The sequence below is a fragment of the Bradyrhizobium niftali genome (assembly GCF_004571025.1).
In the GTDB taxonomy this organism is placed as follows: Bacteria; Pseudomonadota; Alphaproteobacteria; order Rhizobiales; family Xanthobacteraceae; genus Bradyrhizobium; species Bradyrhizobium niftali.
Genome location: NZ_SPQT01000002.1, coordinates 382,635 through 399,380, shown reverse-complemented (window position 1 = coordinate 399,380; position 16,746 = coordinate 382,635). Strand labels below are relative to the sequence as shown.

The 16,746-nt window shown below is 65.6% G+C and carries 19 protein-coding genes; 9 read left to right on the top strand and 10 right to left on the bottom strand.

Annotated elements, in window-relative coordinates:
• Positions 1-103 precede the first annotated feature (103 nt).
• Positions 104-349, top strand: a complete 246-nt coding sequence (locus tag E4K65_RS07115; protein ID WP_135173522.1) for a hypothetical protein — start codon at positions 104-106, stop codon at positions 347-349.
• Between the two features lie 19 nt (positions 350-368).
• Here E4K65_RS07115 and E4K65_RS47010 read toward each other — a convergent pair whose 3' ends face one another.
• From E4K65_RS47010 to E4K65_RS07090, 5 genes are all read right to left on the bottom strand, one after another.
• Positions 369-554, bottom strand: a complete 186-nt coding sequence (locus tag E4K65_RS47010; RefSeq protein ID WP_025575377.1) for a hypothetical protein — start codon at positions 552-554, stop codon at positions 369-371.
• 178 nt (positions 555-732) lie between these two features.
• Positions 733-1,014 carry a cell division topological specificity factor MinE gene (gene minE, locus E4K65_RS07105; RefSeq protein ID WP_025575378.1) on the bottom strand — a complete coding sequence of 94 codons (282 nt, stop codon included), beginning with the start codon at positions 1,012-1,014 and terminating at the stop codon, positions 733-735.
• Positions 1,011-1,826, bottom strand: coding sequence for a septum site-determining protein MinD (gene minD, locus E4K65_RS07100; RefSeq protein WP_025575380.1), 816 nt, complete (start codon positions 1,824-1,826; stop codon positions 1,011-1,013). Before minD ends, minE begins: the two co-directional genes overlap by 4 nt.
• 21 nt (positions 1,827-1,847) lie before the next feature.
• Positions 1,848-2,546 carry a septum site-determining protein MinC gene (gene minC, locus E4K65_RS07095; RefSeq protein ID WP_025575382.1) on the bottom strand — a complete coding sequence of 233 codons (699 nt, stop codon included), beginning with the start codon at positions 2,544-2,546 and terminating at the stop codon, positions 1,848-1,850.
• 327 nt (positions 2,547-2,873) lie between these two features.
• Complete coding sequence (locus E4K65_RS07090; RefSeq protein ID WP_135173520.1) at positions 2,874-3,878, bottom strand: ABC transporter substrate-binding protein; 1,005 nt, start codon at positions 3,876-3,878, stop codon at positions 2,874-2,876.
• A 100-nt stretch (positions 3,879-3,978) separates the two neighbouring features.
• On the opposite strand from E4K65_RS07090, the gene E4K65_RS07085 reads away from it, so the two are divergent.
• From E4K65_RS07085 to E4K65_RS07060, 6 genes are all read left to right on the top strand, one after another.
• Positions 3,979-4,626 (top strand): TetR/AcrR family transcriptional regulator, encoded by a 648-nt coding sequence (locus tag E4K65_RS07085; RefSeq protein WP_025575385.1) that lies wholly within the window; start codon positions 3,979-3,981, stop codon positions 4,624-4,626.
• 83 nt (positions 4,627-4,709) lie between these two features.
• Entirely contained in the window at positions 4,710-5,480 is a 771-nt protein-coding gene (locus tag E4K65_RS07080; RefSeq protein WP_025575387.1) for an ABC transporter permease, read from the top strand.
• Positions 5,481-5,495: 15 nt separating this feature from the next.
• On the top strand, positions 5,496-6,533 hold the full coding sequence (locus E4K65_RS07075) for an NAD-dependent epimerase/dehydratase family protein (protein ID WP_135173519.1): 1,038 nt from the start codon (positions 5,496-5,498) through the stop codon (positions 6,531-6,533).
• Positions 6,520-7,341, top strand: a complete 822-nt coding sequence (locus E4K65_RS07070) for a GNAT family N-acetyltransferase (RefSeq protein WP_135173518.1) — start codon at positions 6,520-6,522, stop codon at positions 7,339-7,341. Before E4K65_RS07075 ends, E4K65_RS07070 begins: the two co-directional genes overlap by 14 nt.
• Positions 7,342-7,347: 6 nt before the next feature.
• Positions 7,348-8,403 carry a dihydrodipicolinate synthase family protein gene (locus E4K65_RS07065; RefSeq protein ID WP_135173517.1) on the top strand — a complete coding sequence of 352 codons (1,056 nt, stop codon included), beginning with the start codon at positions 7,348-7,350 and terminating at the stop codon, positions 8,401-8,403.
• Positions 8,391-9,173, top strand: coding sequence for an ABC transporter ATP-binding protein (locus E4K65_RS07060; RefSeq protein ID WP_135173516.1), 783 nt, complete (start codon positions 8,391-8,393; stop codon positions 9,171-9,173). Before E4K65_RS07065 ends, E4K65_RS07060 begins: the two co-directional genes overlap by 13 nt.
• 159 nt (positions 9,174-9,332) lie before the next feature.
• Here the strand turns inward: E4K65_RS07060 and E4K65_RS07055 are convergent, their stop codons facing one another.
• The 3 genes from E4K65_RS07055 to E4K65_RS07045 form a co-directional block, all read right to left on the bottom strand.
• Complete coding sequence (locus E4K65_RS07055) at positions 9,333-10,424, bottom strand: TRAP transporter substrate-binding protein (RefSeq protein WP_135173515.1); 1,092 nt, start codon at positions 10,422-10,424, stop codon at positions 9,333-9,335.
• Between the two features lie 244 nt (positions 10,425-10,668).
• A complete protein-coding gene (locus tag E4K65_RS07050; protein WP_025575395.1) occupies positions 10,669-10,926 on the bottom strand; it encodes a hypothetical protein in 258 nt (85 codons plus the stop codon).
• Positions 10,927-10,992: 66 nt separating this feature from the next.
• Positions 10,993-11,943 (bottom strand): DUF2778 domain-containing protein, encoded by a 951-nt coding sequence (locus E4K65_RS07045; protein WP_167770649.1) that lies wholly within the window; start codon positions 11,941-11,943, stop codon positions 10,993-10,995.
• Between the two features lie 191 nt (positions 11,944-12,134).
• On the opposite strand from E4K65_RS07045, the gene E4K65_RS07040 reads away from it, so the two are divergent.
• Both E4K65_RS07040 and E4K65_RS07035 read left to right on the top strand, forming a co-directional pair.
• Positions 12,135-12,572 carry a DUF1810 domain-containing protein gene (locus E4K65_RS07040; RefSeq protein WP_135173513.1) on the top strand — a complete coding sequence of 146 codons (438 nt, stop codon included), beginning with the start codon at positions 12,135-12,137 and terminating at the stop codon, positions 12,570-12,572.
• 105 nt (positions 12,573-12,677) lie between these two features.
• Positions 12,678-14,759, top strand: coding sequence for a methyl-accepting chemotaxis protein (locus E4K65_RS07035; protein WP_135173512.1), 2,082 nt, complete (start codon positions 12,678-12,680; stop codon positions 14,757-14,759).
• Positions 14,760-14,891: 132 nt separating this feature from the next.
• Here E4K65_RS07035 and E4K65_RS07030 read toward each other — a convergent pair whose 3' ends face one another.
• Together E4K65_RS07030 and E4K65_RS07025 are read right to left on the bottom strand one after the other, a co-directional pair.
• A complete protein-coding gene (locus E4K65_RS07030) occupies positions 14,892-15,482 on the bottom strand; it encodes an NADPH-dependent FMN reductase (protein WP_135173511.1) in 591 nt (196 codons plus the stop codon).
• Positions 15,483-15,533: 51 nt separating this feature from the next.
• Entirely contained in the window at positions 15,534-16,481 is a 948-nt protein-coding gene (locus tag E4K65_RS07025; RefSeq protein ID WP_135173510.1) for a helix-turn-helix domain-containing protein, read from the bottom strand.
• Positions 16,482-16,746: the final 265 nt, after the last annotated feature.

The following is a 16,746-nucleotide window of genomic DNA, read 5'->3' as shown; positions in this document are numbered from 1 at the left end:
TCCCTGGCGTTAAGCCCACAGCTGCGGAACCGCCGCCACGGCCAATATTCGTCACAATCCTCGCCAGCATGCGGGCCTCTTCGAATTCGAACAGGAGCCGCTCATGCGGATGATCCATTTCGTCTTCGCCGGCACGCTCGCGGCCGTCACGGCGCTGACCGCCCCCGTGCTGGCGAAGAATTCAGACACCGAGAAAGCCGAGGGCAAATCGCCCTCCTCCACCTGCAGCGCGTATCAGCAGGCATCGGATGGTACCTGGGAACAGCTTCCCTGCAAGGAAACCGGCGATCGCAGTCAGCCGCGAACCCAACGGTCCCAGTCGCAGGGACCCGAGCACGAGGACCGCTGAGGCGTTTCCTGTCCGGCGATCAGCTGTGGTGCGGTCCACGCATGATCTTCATGGCATCCTCGATGTGACGCCACTCCTTGGCCTCATCGGCCTCGCCGCGGCCCTCGCAGGCCTGGGCCTGCTCGGCGGCCTTCGCAATCGCAGCGAAGCCGTGCCGTTCGAGCATCTGGCGTGCGATGGTGTGGATTTGGAGCTCCGATATCATGGGCGCTCTCCCGTTTGATGAAACCGCGGTGCACGCTGGGTGGGTCCGCGAATTTCCTACAACGATCAAGTCGCAGGTCTCGTTCCGATCACCCGCAGCGACGACAAAAGGCGGCCCGCCATGCCCGACGGACCGCCTTCTCACCCACCCCAAAACCTGAAATCGTCGGCCGCGTCCCCTACGCGACCGCCACGCGCTTGCGCTCGAAATCGTTGGGCACCTCGATATCGACCTCCAGGGTCGACACCTCGTCGCCGCGCTCGAGCCGAACGATGACCTTGGTCGGATCCAGCGTGACGTGCCTGGACACGACAGCGAGGATTTCCTCACGCAGCACACCGAGCAGATCGGGCTGGCCGCGCATTCCGCGTTCATGGGCAAGCAGGATCTGCAACCGTTCGCGTGCGACGGGTGCCGAGGCCTTCTTGCCGCGGAGAAGTCGAAGCAGACCCATGCTCATGCAGCCCTCCGTCGCAGCAGACGATCCATCAGACCTCTGCGCTCGGCGGGAACGTGCATCGTGACGTTCTCGCCGCAGAGGCGCTTGGCGGCGTCCATATAGGCCCGCGCCGGCGCGCCGTCCGCGTTCGACAGAGTCACCGGCGTGCCGACGTTGGACGCCTTCAACACGTCCTGGCTCTCGGGAATGATGCCGAGCAAGGGCGTGGCAAGGATCTCGAGGATGTCGTCGATGGTCAGCATCTCGCCGCGCGCCGCGCGGGAGGCATCATAGCGGGTGATGAGAATGTGCTTCTCGACCCGCTCGCCCTTCTCGGCCCGCACCGTCTTGGAATCGAGCATGCCGATGATGCGGTCGGAATCGCGCACCGAGGAGACTTCCGGATTGGTGACGATCACGGCCTCGTCGGCAAAGCGCATCGCCATGGAGGCGCCGCGCTCGATGCCGGCCGGGCTGTCGCAGATCACCCAGTCGAAACGTCCCCGCAGATCGTCGATGACCTTGCCCACGCCCTCTTCCGTCAGCGCGTCCTTGTCGCGGGTTTGCGAGGCCGGCAGCAGCCACAGATTCTCCAGCCGCTTGTCGCGGATCAGCGCCTGCGGCAGCTTTGCGACGCCCTGCACCACGTTGATGAGGTCGAACACCACGCGGCGTTCGGCGCCCATCACGAGATCGAGGTTGCGCAGGCCGACGTCGAAATCGACGACGACGACCTTGTCGCCGCGCTGCGCGAGCGCAGCTCCCAGCGCGGCGGTCGTCGTGGTCTTACCGACGCCGCCCTTTCCTGATGTCACGACCAGTACCTTACTCATCTGAAATGTCTCCTTTGCTGGTCAGTTCAGCGCTGTAATTCGCATGGTATTCCCCTGCAGCCAGGCCTGCGCCGGCTTGCCGCGCAAGGCGGCGTCGATGTCGTCCGCAGTCTGGTAAAACCCGTCGATTGCAAGCAGTTCAGCCTCGATCTTCTGGCAGTAGATGCGCGCGCTCGTGTGACCGTTCACGCCCGCCATGGCGCGGCCGCGCAGCGCGCCATAGATGTGGATGGAGCCGCCGGCGACGACCTCGGCGCCGGAGCCGACCGAGCCGAGGATGGTGACGTCGCCTTCGGGGAAGATCACGGTCTGGCCCGAGCGCACGGGAGCCTCGAGCAGCAGCGAGGTTGGCTTGGCCTCGGCCTTCGCTTCGGCCTTTTTCGGCGCGCTCGGCTCGACCACGCAGCTGCGCCCGCCCGAGAGCAGCGGCGGCATCATGGGGGTCAGCCGGCCCTCCTCCACGCCCTCGATCCCGAGCACGCGGATGTTGCGATCCTGAAGGCTGGTGAGCAGATGATTGATGCCGGACTGGCTGAGATCGACCGAGGACAGGTCGATCACCACGGGCCGGCCGGCGAAGAAGCCCGGCGAACGCGCGATGGTGGTGTCGATCTCCTGGAGCCAGTCCTGGATCGGAACCGTCGGCACGAACACGAAGGCCACGTAGGAGCGCCCGCGCAGGCGCACCATTTGGCGTTGGACTTTTGCTGCAGCCTCCATGGCGGCCGACTCGTTCCCTGTTATTGAATGGTTAACGATGCGGCGGATATGGTTAACGGCAGGTTAATTTCTCCCTGGGCTACGTGAGTTGGACTGGCGGTCGGCCCTTGAGCGGCCGGACCTTCGGCAGGCGCTCCCGCCCAGCACATAGCCGTCATCGCCCGCGCAGGCGGGCGATCCAGTACTCCGAGACGGGAGTGGGTCAGTCGATAGGCTGCGGCGTACTGGATGCCCCGCCGGAGCCTGTCATCGGGCTCGCCGAAGGCGAGACCCGGTGGCGGGGCATGACACCGGTATGGGACGCGAGCGCTTCCGCCTGTAGCCCCCCTACTTCTTCACCTTGCTCGCATCCATCTTGATGGCGGGATCCAGCATCCTGGTCGTGAACGCCGTCGTCACGTCGAACGGCTTCTCCATGCCGAGATAGGTCTGGACCAGATCGTAGTCCTTCTTCATGCGCTCGCCGTCGATCCAGCCGAGGCTCTTCGTCGTCGTGAACTCGTCCGTCATCAGGAACTTGATGCGCTCCCACTGGCGCTCCTGGCTCGCCCTGTCGAGGCCGGAGACCTGGTCGAGCAGCGCCTTCAGGCACGGGGTGACGTCGGCGACGCAGGCCGCGAAGGCCTTCTGCGTGACGCGCACGAACTCCTCGACCAGCTTCGGGTTCTTCTGGAGATAGGCGCCATTGACGATCAGCGAATTGCCGTAAGGGTTGAGGCCGATGTCCTTCCAGTTGACGTAGCCGAGATCGGGTCCGAACTCGATCACCTTGCGGTCGTGCTCGTTGTAGAAGTCGCTGATGATGTCGACGGTATGGCTCTTCAGCGCTGCGATCTTCGCAGTCGGCCCGACATTGACGAAGCCGACCGCATCCGGCGCAAGGCCTGCGGCCTTGGCGAAGGCCGGCCACATCACGCGCGAGGCGTCCCCGGGCGGATTGCCGATCTTGTGGCCGGCGAAATCCTTGACGCCGTTCACGCCGTAGCTCTTCAGCCAGTAGAAGGTCTGGCCGGTGTTGGCGTAGACGCTCATCACCGCGACGGTGTCGGCGCCCTTGCTCTTGGCCACCAGCATGGTGGCGAGATCGGCGACGCCGAACGGCGAGCCGCCGGAGCCGACCTTGGCGGCGGAGACGCCGGAGCCCTTGCCGGTCTCGATGGTGAGGTCGATGCCGGCCTTCTCGTACCAGCCTTGCGCCTTCGCGTAATAATAGGGCGAATGGTCGGCCGTCGGCGTCCAGTTCAGGATCATGTTGACCGCCTCGCCCGCGTTCGCGGGCACGCCCGGCAAACCGAGCATCAGGGTCACAACCGCCGCCTGCAAACGCTTCATCGCATGTCTCCTCAATGCCGCGACCCGGCTTGTCGCTCTCCCCTTGTGAGGATACCAATGCAACAAGTCCGCCTTCCACTTGTCAACTGTTTGGTTGGAAATGCCCGCAAAACGATCTGGCGACACCGTGCCGCAGCGGCGCGACCCCGTCGCCACCCGCAAGAAGCTGCTCACCGCGGCGCGCCTGGAGTTCGCCCGGCACGGCCTTGCGGGCGCCCGCGTCGACGAGATCGCCGAGCGCGCCGGCGTCAACAAGCAGCTCGTCTACCACTATTTCGGCGACAAGGACGCGCTCTACCTCGCCGTGCTCGAATGGGTCTATGAGGACATCCGCGAGCAGGAGCGCAGGCTCAATCTGGAGGGCCTGCCGCCCGACAAGGCGATCCGCCGGCTGATAGAAGCCTCGTTCGACCACCTTGCGGCAAACCCTGATTTCATCGTGCTTCTGAACGACGAGAACCGCGGCGGCGCCCGCCATGTCCGCGGATCCACGCGGCTGGAGGCGATGCATTCCCCGCTGGTGAAGAGCGTCTCCCACATCCTCCAGGAGGGCGTGCGCAGCGGACTTTTCCGCAAAGGGATCGACCCCGTCCAGCTCTACATCTCCATTGCGGGCCTCAGCTATTTCTTCTTCTCCAACACGCCGACGCTGTCGGCGATCTTCGGCAAGGACCTGTCGAGCCGCGCCCAGCGCCGCGCCCGCCGCAGGCATGTCGTCGACCTCGTGCTCCAGTCGCTCCGCCCATAATCAACCAACTGGTTGAAACTTGCCCCGGGGACGGTTAGGCTTGCCGTCGCGGCGGAGAGGCCGCGAGCAACGGGGAGCAACAGGTGGCAGGTGACGGAGCAGGCCCGGCCCGCAACTTTGCGATCATCCTGATCGTGCACCTCGCCGTGCTCGTGCTGTGGCAGGTCGCGGTCGATGCCTTCCATGTGCCGAAATTCATCCTGCCCTCTCCGCTTGCGACCGTGCAGACGCTGGGAACCGCGAGCTACGCCTGGGGCGCCAATACGCTGGTGACGGCGATCGAGATCCTCGGCGGCTTTGCGCTCGGCGCATTCGTCGGCGTCACCCTCGCGGTGATCTTCAGCTGGGCGCCGCTGCTGAGCCTCGTGCTGCTGCCGCTGTTCGTGACGCTGAACATGATCCCGAAGGTCGCGCTCGGCCCGCTTCTGATCGTCTGGTTCTCCTACGGCATCGTGCCGAATATCCTGATCGCCTTCAGCATCTGCTTCTTCCCGATCCTGCTCACCACCGCCCGCGGCTTGCGCGAGGTCGAGCCGGATCTGCTCGATCTCGTCAAATCGCTGCGCGGCTCGCGCTGGACGCTGTTCCGCAAGATCCAGCTGCCGGGATCGCTGCCTTACGTGTTCTCCGGCATGAAGGTCGGCGCCATCCTGGCGGTCGCCGGCGCCATCGTCGGCGAGTTCATCGCCTCCGAGCGCGGGCTCGGCTACCTCATGATCCAGGTGCAGTCGTCGCTCGACACGCCCGCGATGGTGATGGCCGTCGTGCTGCTGACGCTGCTCGGCGTCGCCCTCTACGGCCTCGTGCTCGCCCTCGAACGCATGTTCGTCGTGGGCGACGCCCGGCAGACTTAGCTAAAGGAACGATCCATGCTCCTCACCCGCCAGACGCTGCCGAAGACCATTCCGGATATCGCAGCCCTCGACGATCTCCTGTGCCGGCCGACCCAGGCACTGATCGACGACCTCGCCAAAGTCGAGGGCGACATCATGATCCTCGGCGTCGCCGGCAAGATGGGCCCGACGCTGGCGGGGCTCGCCAAAGCGGCCGCACCGGATCGCCGCGTCATCGGCGTGGCGCGCTTCAGCGAGGCGGGCGTCAAGGACTGGCTGCATGGGCGCGGTGTCGAGACGATCAACTGCGACCTGCTCGAGGAGGCCGCGATCAAGGCGCTGCCGAAGGCGCCCAACATCGTCTTCATGGCCGGCCGCAAGTTCGGCGCCGAGGGCGATCTGTCGCTGACCTGGGCGATGAACGCGCATGTGCCGGCGCTGGTCGCGCAGGCCTTCCCGTCGTCGCGGATCGTCGCGTTCTCGACCGGCTGCGTCTATCCCTTCGTGCCGGTCGACGGCCAAGGCGCGACCGAGGCCATGGCGCCGAACCCGCCCGGCGAATACGCCCAATCCTGCGTCGGCCGCGAGCGCATGTTCGAATATTTCTCGCGCAAATCTGGAACGCCCGGCCGGCTGTTCCGGCTCAATTACGCGATCGACATGCGCTACGGCGTGCTGCACGACATCGCCACCAAGGTCCTCACCGGCACGCCGATCGACGTCAGCCTTGGCCATGTCAATTTCATCTGGCAGGGCGATGCGTCCGCGCAGGCGCTGCGCTGCCTCGCCCATTGCACGGCGCCGACCTCGCCGATCAATGTCAGCGGCCACGAGATCCTGGCGGTGCGCGATCTCGCGGCGAAATTCGGCGCCCGCTTCGGCCGCGCACCGGTGCTGACCGGCAAGGAGGAGCCGACGGCGTGGCTCACCGATACCTCGCAGGCAGTCGGGCTGTTCGGCCTGCCGGTCGTCGACACCGAGCAGCTGATCGCCTGGACCGCCGACTGGGTATCCCGCGCCATGCCAAGCCTCGGCAAGCCCACCAAATACGAGGTGCGCGATGGCCGCTACTGACGGTCCGCCCATCCTCAAGCTCGGCGCCGACGACGCGATCGCCGGGCTCGTTCTATCGGTCGAAGCGCACTGGAACCAGACCGAAGAGGACTGGCGCATCTTCCTGCACGACGGCGTCGTGTTCGGCATCCGCGACGGCATGCGGCTGGTCGCAACCGCAGCGCTGCTGCCCTATTCCGGCAACAACGCCTGGATCAGCATGGTGCTGGTGACGGCGACGCATCGCCGCCGCGGCCTCGCAACGCGCCTCGTCGATGCCTGCCTGGAAACTGCGCGCAAGAACGGCCTGACGAGCTGGCTTGACGCAACGCCCGACGGTGCTGCCGTTTACGGGCCGCTCGGCTTCACGCCGACACTGCAATTGCGCCGGCTGAAGCTGGCGAAACCCGCGCGAGCCGAAGCGCCGCGGTCTTCTTCCGCGACCATCGAGGCGCTTCGCGCGCGGGACCGGCGGGCCACCGGTTTCGACCGGAGCGCCCTCCTCTCCGCCTTCGCACAACGCTCCGGCTCGCGCATCGTCTCCGCGAACGGCGCCATCGCGCTGGTTCGCGACGGCAGAACCGCCCGCCATATCGGCCCTTTGTTTGCGAATGACGCGGTGGAAGCATTGGCTCTGGTTGGTGCGATCGCCCGATCCGAGACCGCCCCTCTGCTGATCGATGCCGTCGCGTCACACGGCGCGTTCCTGGAAGGATTGACCGCATCCGGCTGGACCGTCGAACGGCCGTTCCAGCGCATGCGCTTCGGCCCCGCCACCGCTACCAGCGAGGAAATACCGTTCGCCGTCGCCGGCCCCGAATTTGGATAGGACATCATGCACCACAGCCAGATCAACAGCGACATCCGCAAGCTGATCGCCGACGGCACCGTGCTGCCGGCGCACCCTCTTGCGCTCACCGCCGAGCGAAAGCTCGACGAGAAGCATCAGCGCGCGCTGACGCGCTACTATATCGACGCCGGCGCCGGCGGCCTTGCGGTCGGCGTGCACACGACGCAATTCGCGATCCGCGACGTCGGCCTCTACCGTCCCGTGCTGGAGCTTGCCGCCGAGACCGCCGCGAGCTGGACCAGGCGTCCGCTGGCGATGGTCGCGGGACTTGCCGGTTCGACCCGGCAGGCAACCGCCGAGGCGCGCACGGCCCGTGACATCGGCTATCACGCCGGCCTGCTCAGCCTGGCCGCGATGAAGAGCGCCGCCGAGGACGAGATCATTGCGCATTGCACGGCGGTCGCCGCCGAGATCCCGCTGGTCGGCTTCTATCTCCAGCCGGCGGTGGGGGGCGTCATCCTGTCGAGCCGGTTCTGGCAGCGCTTTGCCTCGATCGACAACGTCATCGCGATCAAGATCGCGCCGTTCAACCGCTACCGCACGCTCGACGTCCTGCGCGGCGTGGCGGCGGCGGGTGCGCTCGACCGCGTCGCGCTCTACACCGGCAATGACGATCACATCCTGCTGGACTTGATGCTGCCCTTCGACCTCCGCGACAACGGCGTCACCACGCGAACCTACTTCAAGGGCGGCCTGCTCGGCCATTGGTCGGTGTGGACGGCGAGCGCGATCAAGCAGTTCGAGCGCTGCAAGGCAGCGCGACACAAGGACAGCGTGCCAGCGGATCTGCTCGCGCTCGATGCCCGCGTCACCGATTGCAACAGCGCCTTCTTCGACGTCGCCAACAACTTTCACGGCTGCATCGCCGGCTGCCACGAGATCTTGCGGCGTCAGGGCCTGATTCAGGGGCTGTGGTGCCTCGATCCGGCCGAGGGCCTGAGCCCCGGCCAGAAGGAAGAGATCGACCGCGTCTGCCGCGAGCACGCCGACCTCAGCGACGATGCCTTCGTGGCCGCCAACCTCGACAAATGGCTGGCATGACGGAAGAGCCCTTCATCAGCCTGCGCGGCGTCAGGAAAGTCTACCGCAGCGGCGGAGCCGAGTTCCTGGCGGTCTCCGACGTCACGATGGACGTGCAGGAAGGTGAGCTCGTCTCGCTGGTCGGCCCGTCCGGCTGCGGCAAGACCACGGTGATGAAGATTCTGGCCGGCCTGCACGGCGCCGACGGCGGCACCGTGACGATCGGCAGTGCCACAAGCCCGTTCGACCCGACCCGCGACATCGGCATGGTGTTCCAGCAGGCGCTGCTGCTGAAATGGCGGACGATTCTGGACAACGTGCTGCTGCCGGCCGAGATCGTGGGCTTGCCGATGAAAGCTGCGCGCGAGCGGGCGCGCGACCTCCTCAATCTGGTCGGGCTTGCCGGCTACGAGCAGAAATATCCGCAGCAGCTCTCCGGCGGCATGCAGCAGCGCACCGCGATCGCGCGGGCCTTCATCCACGATCCAAAACTGATCCTGATGGACGAGCCGTTCGGCGCGCTGGACGCCTTGACGCGCGAGCAGATGAACCTGGAAATGCTGCGGATCTGGCGCGAGAGCGGCAAGACCATCATCTTCGTCACGCATTCGATCCAGGAAGCGGTGTTCCTGTCTTCCCATTGCGCCGTGCTGACCGCGGGCCCGGCGAAGATGGCCGACTACTTCGCCATCGACCTGCCCTTCCCGCGCGACCTTCCGCTCAAGACCACGGACGCGTTCGGTGCCTATGCACGGCGGATCTACGCGAAGCTCGGGCTGGGCGCGGCGTAATAGGGCCACGCACGTCCCGACACAATCAGTCTCGTAGCCCGGATGGAGCGAAGCGTAATCCGGGACGGTGCCGTTGACGTGCGGGATCCCGGATTGCGCTACGCTCCATCCGGGCTACGGAGCTGGGCGCGGCGTCAACACCGCGCCCTCTTCTTCCAATCAGGTCTTGTTGCGCATCTTGCTGAGCAAATAGTTGTCGTAGAAGTTCTCCGCAATCTGCGTGTAGAACAGCAGCTCCTTCATATACGCGTCGTGGCTTTCCTTGGTCCGCTTGAACAGGTCGCTCTTTGCGGCGAGCTCGTTCAGATGGTCCTGGGTCGCGTTGTAGCAAGCCTCCAGCACCGGCTGCGGGAACGCCTTCAGCTCGGCGCCGTTGGCGATCAGCCGCTTCAGCGCCGCCGGATTCACGCTGTCGTACTTCTCGAGCATCCAGGCGCCGGCCGCCGAGGCGGCCTGGTTGACGATGGCCTGATACTGTTTCGGCAAGCTTGCCCACTTCTCGTCATTGACGATCATGTGCAGCATGGCGCCGCCTTCCCACCAGCCCGGGAAGTAATAGTATTTGGCGACCTTCTGGAAGCCGAGCTTCTCGTCGTCATAGGGACCGACGAATTCGGCGGCGTCGATCGAGCCCTTCTCCAGTGCCGAATAGACGTCACCGCCGGCGAGCTGCTGCGGCACGATGCCGAGGCGCGCCAGCACATGGCCGCCCATGCCGGCAATGCGGAATTTGAGGCCCTTGAGATCGTCGACGGTCTTGATCTCCTTACGGAACCAGCCGCCCATCTGGGTGCCGGAATTGCCGCAGAGGATCGCATGCGCCTTGAACGGCTTCAGCGCCTCGTTGGCGAGATCGGCACCGCCGCCGAAATGCCACCAGGACTCCTGATGGCGATGGTTCATGCCGAACGGCGCGCCGGTGGCATAGGCCAGCGCCGGCTCCTTGCCGATGTAGAAATAGAGCGGTGTCTGCGCCATCTCGACGGAGGCCGCGCTGACGGCGTCGAGCGCCTGCAAACCGGGGACGAGCTCGCCGGCCGCAAAGGTCTGGATCTGGAATTTGTTGTCGGTGGCCTCGGCGACGTATTTCGCGAAGGTCTGCGCCGTGCCGTAGATGGTGTCGAGCGATTTCGGGAAGCTCGAGGTCAGGCGCCATTTGATCTCGGGCGCGCCTTGCGCAATCGCAGGTGCGGCAACCAGCGTCGTCGCGCCGGCGACCGCGCCGCCCTTGAGGAATGTACGGCGTTTCATGATGGGGTCTCTCCCTAAAGCACGGCTTCAAATGGACGATTTAGGCCACGGTCTTAGCGGACCGTTTGCCCGTTCCCGTCGCCGAGTTCAAGCTGGGAGCGGAAGGCCTGTAGCCCGGACGGAGCCCTGTAGCCCGGATAGAGCGCAGCGTAATCCGGGGTTCGTGCCACACGGAAGGTCGTGCGGTGTGGTTTGGTCTGTTCCCGGATTGCGCTTCACTCCATCCGGGCTACGAAGTGCCGCCTTAAAGCAGCTTCGCACTCACGAACAGCGCCCGCACGGCGTTGGTCGCCTGCACCGCGAGCATGGCATTGCCGGCGGCGCCTTCCAGGGCCGCGATGGCTTCCTCATGCAGCGAGCGGAATTCCATCCACTCGACCGACTTGAAGTTGGTGAGGAATTGATAGGCCTGGCCGACGGTCGCGATCGCCAGCGTGTCGCCGTTCAGCTTGATCTTGAACGTCGTACGCAGCGGGGTCTCGGAATTCTGGGGATCACTCATGGGCTGCTTCTGGACGAGGACGGCTTAACGAAGGGGAAATGGCAGCCCCGCCGCGGCAGGCAAATATCAGGAATCGGTGCTGGCGCGCTGCGAGGCGGTCGCCGATCCTCTCAGGCTCGGCACCACGACCAGGCGGTTGAACTCGCCATTGTCGTAGGCCTTGAGGAAGCGCTCATAGTCCTTGATCGAGACGCAGCCGTTGGAATCGCCGCGCGGCCCGAGCATGTAGTTGTGGGTGAGAAGGCCGACGCGGCCCAGCGCGCTGGTGCCCTCAGTCGGAGTCAGGCGGAGCGCCCGGACACCATGGAACAGTTTTTCGCGCGGCTTCAGATCGTAGGTCGCCGGCGGGGTCGCACCCACCATGCGCTGGTCGACATGCTGTGGATCGTCCATTAGCGGGCCCATGCCCGAATGCGCCTCCAGCGCGACGCCGCTCGGCAGGTAAAGCGCCTTGGCCGAGATGTCGTAGACCGCCGTGCGCGAATCGTAGCCGAGGGCGCCAAGATCCGGCGCCCTGCCGAGCAGGCCGCTGTCGGGCGTCAGCGAGGCCAGCTTGATCTTGTCGGTGAATTTCTCGAAGAAGTTGCGGTTGTCGACCTTGGGGCTGGTGTCGGCATAGGCTTGGCTGGACGCGATCTGGGCCGAGAAGTCCGCCTGCACCGGCCGCGAACGCGGCATCGGGATGGCGTCGGCGCGCTGCGAAGGCTGCCGCTCGTCAACCGGCGGCCGGTCATCCTCGGTCAGGATCGAGCGCCAGTCGTCGCCCTGGAGTCTCTGGGCCAGCATCGCCTTGGCATCGCGCAGCTTGAGCTGAACCGCATTCAGGGCGGAGCGCTCCAGCGTCCGCAGGCCGATCTCGCGGGCGGCCGGGCTGCCAGATGCCGAAGCAAAACGGTCCTCGAACGAAGGGGCATTGGCCGGCGGCAGCGCGGCGGAAACCAACGGGGTCGAGTCGCCCATGTCGGCAACCCAGGCGGCGGCACCGAGCGACAGCGCAACGGCGGCCAGAGACAGCAATAGCGTCTCGGCTCGCCCGATACGGCGGCGCGACAACAGCCTCTCGGCTCTTGCGGTGTCGGAAACCATCAGATCCCCAAATCGACCCCCGGGGGACCCACCCCCACCCGGAGACTCTATACCAGCTACCACATTGGGAGCCAAAAGTTAGGCATAATCACGGCCGGCGAGGCGCCCCAAAAAGGTATCCAATGACCGCTCCCTTCGATCTGGACCGGTTCGTTCAGGCCCAAAACCCGGTCTATCCCACCGTTACCGGCGAGCTGTCCCGGGGCCGCAAGCAGAGCCACTGGATCTGGTTCGTTTTCCCGCAGGTTGCCGGCCTCGGTTTCAGCGCCATGGCGCAGCGCTACGCCATCGGCTCGCGCGCGGAGGCCGAAGCCTACCTCGCCCACCCCGTCCTTGGCCCGCGCCTGATCGAGTGCACCAGGCTCGTGCTCGCCGTTCAGGGACGGACCATCAACGCGATCCTCGGCGCGCCTGATGACGCCAAATTCCGCTCCTCGATGACGTTGTTCGGCGCGGTGTCGGACGATCCCATTTTCGGCGAGGCGCTCGCCCGGTACTTCGCAGGCGAGCGCGACGGTGCGACGCTGGAGATCCTCGCTGCGCTGGATCGAAAGGCCTAGGGACCCAGCCTGCTCGCCGGCAGCGATCAGCGTAAACCCGGGATTAATATCGCCTGCCTATCTTCCGTGCAAAATTATTCTCCCGCGCCAATTGCCGGACAGATCATGAAAATCGGAACGCTCCTGACCACCGCCATCGTCTCGCTCTCGACCGTGGGCGGCGGCCTCGCCGTCTACGTCGCCGTGACGAAATACCAGACGATGGAGCGGATCACCGAGGCACAGGGGCGGCTCGCGATTGTCCGCGCTGCCAGCGACATCCCGCGCTATCTCAACCCCGAGCGCGGCTTTTCGACCAACATCCTCTATGGGCCGGCGAGTATCGACCCTGCGCTGCTCGCCGAGCAGGACAAGCTGCGCAAGCAGACCGACGGCGCGCGCGACAGGATGAATGCGCTGCGCAAGGAGTTGCCCGGCCCGTTCGACGACGGCGCCACCACCGGCAACAACATCGACGGCATCAATTCGAAATTCACCGCGCTGCGCGAAGCCATCGACAAGGCGCTCGCCGGACCGGCGGAGGCGCGCAAGGACGCCGCCAAGAAGATCGTCGCCGACAACGCCGTGCTCAACGGCGCCGTGACCGCGCTGCTCAACGAGCAGGTCCGCCGCATGGCGATCCTCAACGGCGACGCCTACCGGCAGGCCAGCTACGCCAATATCGCGATGACGCTGCGCGACGTTGGCGGCTTCAACTCCAGCCTGCACAAGAACCTCGTCGGCGGCAAGAAACCGGCGACGGACGCGGAGAAGGCCGAGATCAGCCGCTCGCAGGGCCGCAACGACCAGATCGTGATGGCGCTGCTGGAATTGCGCGGCAATCCGGCAACTCCGGCGAACGTCGCCGCTGCGCTGGAGAAGTTCAACTCGGTCTATATCGAGGAGTTCGGCCGCGAGCTCAAGCTGGTCAAGGACGGTGCGGTCAGCGGCAAGTACGAACACGACATGGACACCTATTACGCCGCCACGCAGCGCGGCCTCAGCACCATCATCGAGGTCCGCGACGCGTTCTACGACAATGCCGAGCAGATCCTCGCCGGCGCCTCTTCGGCCGCGCGCACCAGCTTCACAATCGCGCTCGCGGGCCTCGTTGCCGTGCTGATCGCGAGCGTCGGCCTCGTCGTGACCGTCCGCCGTCGCGTCTGCGCGCCGATCGTCGACCTCACGACGCGGATGTCGCGGCTGGCCGATGGCGACGTTGCCGAGGAGATCCCGGGCGCCGAGCGCTCCGACGAGATCGGGGCGATGGCCGCGGCCGTCCAGGTGTTCAAGGACAACATGATCCGGGCCGACCGGCTCGCGGCCGAGAAGCAGGCCGAGAACGACGGCAAGATGCGCCGCGCCCACGCGCTCGACGAGCTCACCCGCGCCTTCGAGGCCAAGATCACCGAACTCGTCGGCGGCCTGTCCCGGGCCTCCTCCACCATGGAGAGCACGGCGCAGTCGATGACCTCGACGGCGGCCCAGACCAACAGCCAGGCCGCGGTCGTCGCTGCCGCCTCCGAGCAGACCTCGACCAACGTGCAGACGGTCGCCAGCGCCACCGAAGAGCTGACCTCCTCGATCGCGGAGATCGGCCGTCAGGTCGCACAAAGCACCGAGATCGCGGCCCGCGCCGTCGACAATGCCCGCCGCACCGGCGACACGGCACGTGCGCTCGCCGAGGGCGCGCAGAAGATCGGCGACGTCGTCACCCTGATCCAGAGCATCGCCGAGCAGACCAATCTCTTGGCGCTGAACGCGACCATCGAAGCCGCCCGTGCCGGCGACGCCGGCCGCGGCTTTGCCGTGGTCGCGTCGGAAGTGAAATCGCTGGCCGGCCAGACCGCCAAGGCCACGACCGAAATCTCCGAGCAGATCACGGCGATCCAGTCCGCGAGCGACGAGACCGTGGCCGCGATCCGCAACGTCGCCGACGTCATCGGCGAGATCGACCAGATCGGCACCGCGATTGCCGCGGCGATCGAGGAACAGGGCTCGGCGACCAAGGAGATCGCCCGCAGCGTCCAGGAGGCCGCCCGCGGCACCCAGGAGGTCAACACCAACATTTCAGGCGTGCAGCGCGCCGCCGACGACGCGGGAGCGGCCGCCAGGGAGGTGCTGAGCGCGGCCGAGCAGCTCTCGACCCAGTCGCGCGATCTCGCCGGACAGTTCGACCGGTTCCTCGGCGAAGTCAGGGCCGCCTAGGCTCCGGACTGCACGCAGATTCGTAACCCGGATGGAGCGAAGCGTAATCCGGGACGGTGCCGTTGGTGTACGACATCCCGGATTGCGCTTCGCTCCATCCGGGCTACGGGAACGTCTTCGCGGTGAGGGATATCAGTAAGGCGGCGCCTTGCGCGCCCGCTGCGCCTTGGCCGCCTCGATCCACCATGCAAGGTCGTCGGCAAAGCGCGGGAACGAACGCTCCAGCGCCTTGCCGCCCTCGCCGATCGGCTCGGCATCCGCCGACAACGTCTGCGCGATCGGGCCGACGCCGATGGTGCTCGACACCACCACCATGCCCATTTCCGACAGCGTGCCGTGCCAGGCGGTCGAGGCGCGCGCGCCGGACAGGCGGCCGGCGGAATAGCTGACGATCGCGGCCGGACGCCAGAACCATTCTTCGAGGAAATGGTCGGTGAGGTTCTTCAATCCGGGCTGAATGCCCCAATTGTATTCCCCGGTGACGAAGACAAAACCGTCCGCGCCGCGGATCTGCCCGGCCAGCTTCTCCAGCGCCTCGGGCGCGGCGCCCTTGGGATATTCCTTGTACATGCGGTCGAGCATCGGCAGGCCGATCGCCTTGGCGTCGATGAACGCGACATCCTCGCCGCGCTCGCGCAGGCGATTGATGACGAAATTCGCAAGGCGGATGCCCATGCGGTCCGAACGGTAGGATCCGTAGAGGACGAGAATGCGGTTGCTCATGGCGGGCAGGCTAGCACGAAATGACGGAACTGACCCAATCCGATTGTCTCGCTACGCCCTTCGCCCACGCTCCAGCGTTTGCGACGGCGTCTCGCCGAACTGGTCGCGATAGCTCCTGGAGAAGTCGCTGAGATGCCAGAAGCCGAACGCCAGCGCCACGGCCTTGACGCTGTCGGCTCCCGCGAGCAGCCGCCTGCGCACCAGCCACAGCCGGCGCAGGCGTAAATAGCGGTGCAGGCTCATGCCGCGATAGCGGCGGACGACGTCGTGCAGGGTGCGGACGGACAGGTTGAGCTTGCGCGCAATCTCCTCGCTGTAGATGGGCTGTGAGAGATCGCCGGACAACAGCGCGCGGATGTCCTGAAATGTCTTGAACTGCCGCCCGTCGTTCGGTCGCACCGTCCATCGCGCGGGAACCAAATCGGCGAACGCGGCATCGACTGCCCCGAACAAGGACTCCTTCATCGCCGCGGCCTTCAGCGGCACATCGACGGGATCGATGGGCTCGGACGCGGCGGCCACCACCTCCCTTACAACTTTCCGTAGCCAGTGCAGCGCCGGCGTGCTCGTCTCGAAAATCTTGAAGCAGGAGTGCGTCTCGGGCCAGCCGCGGTCCGTGACCTCTGGTCGGAAGATGACCGAGGCGATTTGCCGCTCCACTTCCTCAATGGTGTTGTAGGCAGCGCCGCTGCCGCCGATGACGATGACCGCACGGTCGCGTTGTGCGCCGTTGAAGCGAATGGGAACTTCAAGGTCGTCCATCGCAAAACCAACCGCCGTGCAATCCGCGATGAGCTGCGCATCCACGACGCGCGGAAACGACCGCGTCACGTTAACGTCGCAGCCGGGCAGTTGCAAAATGATCTGCTCGGCCGCGATCGTTCGCACGAGCGGCGTGAACTCGAAATTCAGACCGCGGATCGCGTTGCGAAATTCATCCACGTCTGCAAAACGGAATATCTTTGGCGCCAGCCCAGGCGCCTCATCAATATTGGTCATGGCAAATGAAAAGCAGCGTCGCGAAACGACGCGCATCCGGCGACAGTACCGGTCTGATTCCCCCCTTTCGGTTGCCCGTTAGATCGAAAGAATCATCCTATCCCCTCTCGATCAGTTGGCGAGGGTCCAATCCAAAGGACAAGTGACGGTTCCCGTCCTGCCAAATTTCGATAGCGTTTCCAGTGAAGACGACGGTGTGGCGATACCCTAGCGATTAAGGTGCGTAAGTTCAAATTAACAACTATGAGGCGCAATGAAGCTCGTT

Coding starts and splice junctions, on each gene's coding strand:
- E4K65_RS07090 (WP_135173520.1), bottom strand. CDS start 3,878: ATGAAGCGTTTGCAGGCGGCGGTTGTGACCCTGATGCTCGGTTTGCCG.
- E4K65_RS07060 (WP_135173516.1), top strand. CDS start 8,391: ATGGCTGGCATGACGGAAGAGCCCTTCATCAGCCTGCGCGGCGTCAGG.
- E4K65_RS07035 (WP_135173512.1), top strand. CDS start 12,678: ATGAAAATCGGAACGCTCCTGACCACCGCCATCGTCTCGCTCTCGACC.
- minD (WP_025575380.1), bottom strand. CDS start 1,826: ATGAGTAAGGTACTGGTCGTGACATCAGGAAAGGGCGGCGTCGGTAAG.
- E4K65_RS07025 (WP_135173510.1), bottom strand. CDS start 16,481: ATGACCAATATTGATGAGGCGCCTGGGCTGGCGCCAAAGATATTCCGT.
- E4K65_RS07115 (WP_135173522.1), top strand. CDS start 104: ATGCGGATGATCCATTTCGTCTTCGCCGGCACGCTCGCGGCCGTCACG.
- E4K65_RS07085 (WP_025575385.1), top strand. CDS start 3,979: ATGCCCGCAAAACGATCTGGCGACACCGTGCCGCAGCGGCGCGACCCC.
- minC (WP_025575382.1), bottom strand. CDS start 2,546: ATGGAGGCTGCAGCAAAAGTCCAACGCCAAATGGTGCGCCTGCGCGGG.
- E4K65_RS07075 (WP_135173519.1), top strand. CDS start 5,496: ATGCTCCTCACCCGCCAGACGCTGCCGAAGACCATTCCGGATATCGCA.
- E4K65_RS47010 (WP_025575377.1), bottom strand. CDS start 554: ATGATATCGGAGCTCCAAATCCACACCATCGCACGCCAGATGCTCGAA.
- E4K65_RS07040 (WP_135173513.1), top strand. CDS start 12,135: ATGACCGCTCCCTTCGATCTGGACCGGTTCGTTCAGGCCCAAAACCCG.
- E4K65_RS07070 (WP_135173518.1), top strand. CDS start 6,520: ATGGCCGCTACTGACGGTCCGCCCATCCTCAAGCTCGGCGCCGACGAC.
- E4K65_RS07050 (WP_025575395.1), bottom strand. CDS start 10,926: ATGAGTGATCCCCAGAATTCCGAGACCCCGCTGCGTACGACGTTCAAG.
- E4K65_RS07030 (WP_135173511.1), bottom strand. CDS start 15,482: ATGAGCAACCGCATTCTCGTCCTCTACGGATCCTACCGTTCGGACCGC.
- minE (WP_025575378.1), bottom strand. CDS start 1,014: ATGAGCATGGGTCTGCTTCGACTTCTCCGCGGCAAGAAGGCCTCGGCA.
- E4K65_RS07055 (WP_135173515.1), bottom strand. CDS start 10,424: ATGAAACGCCGTACATTCCTCAAGGGCGGCGCGGTCGCCGGCGCGACG.
- E4K65_RS07065 (WP_135173517.1), top strand. CDS start 7,348: ATGCACCACAGCCAGATCAACAGCGACATCCGCAAGCTGATCGCCGAC.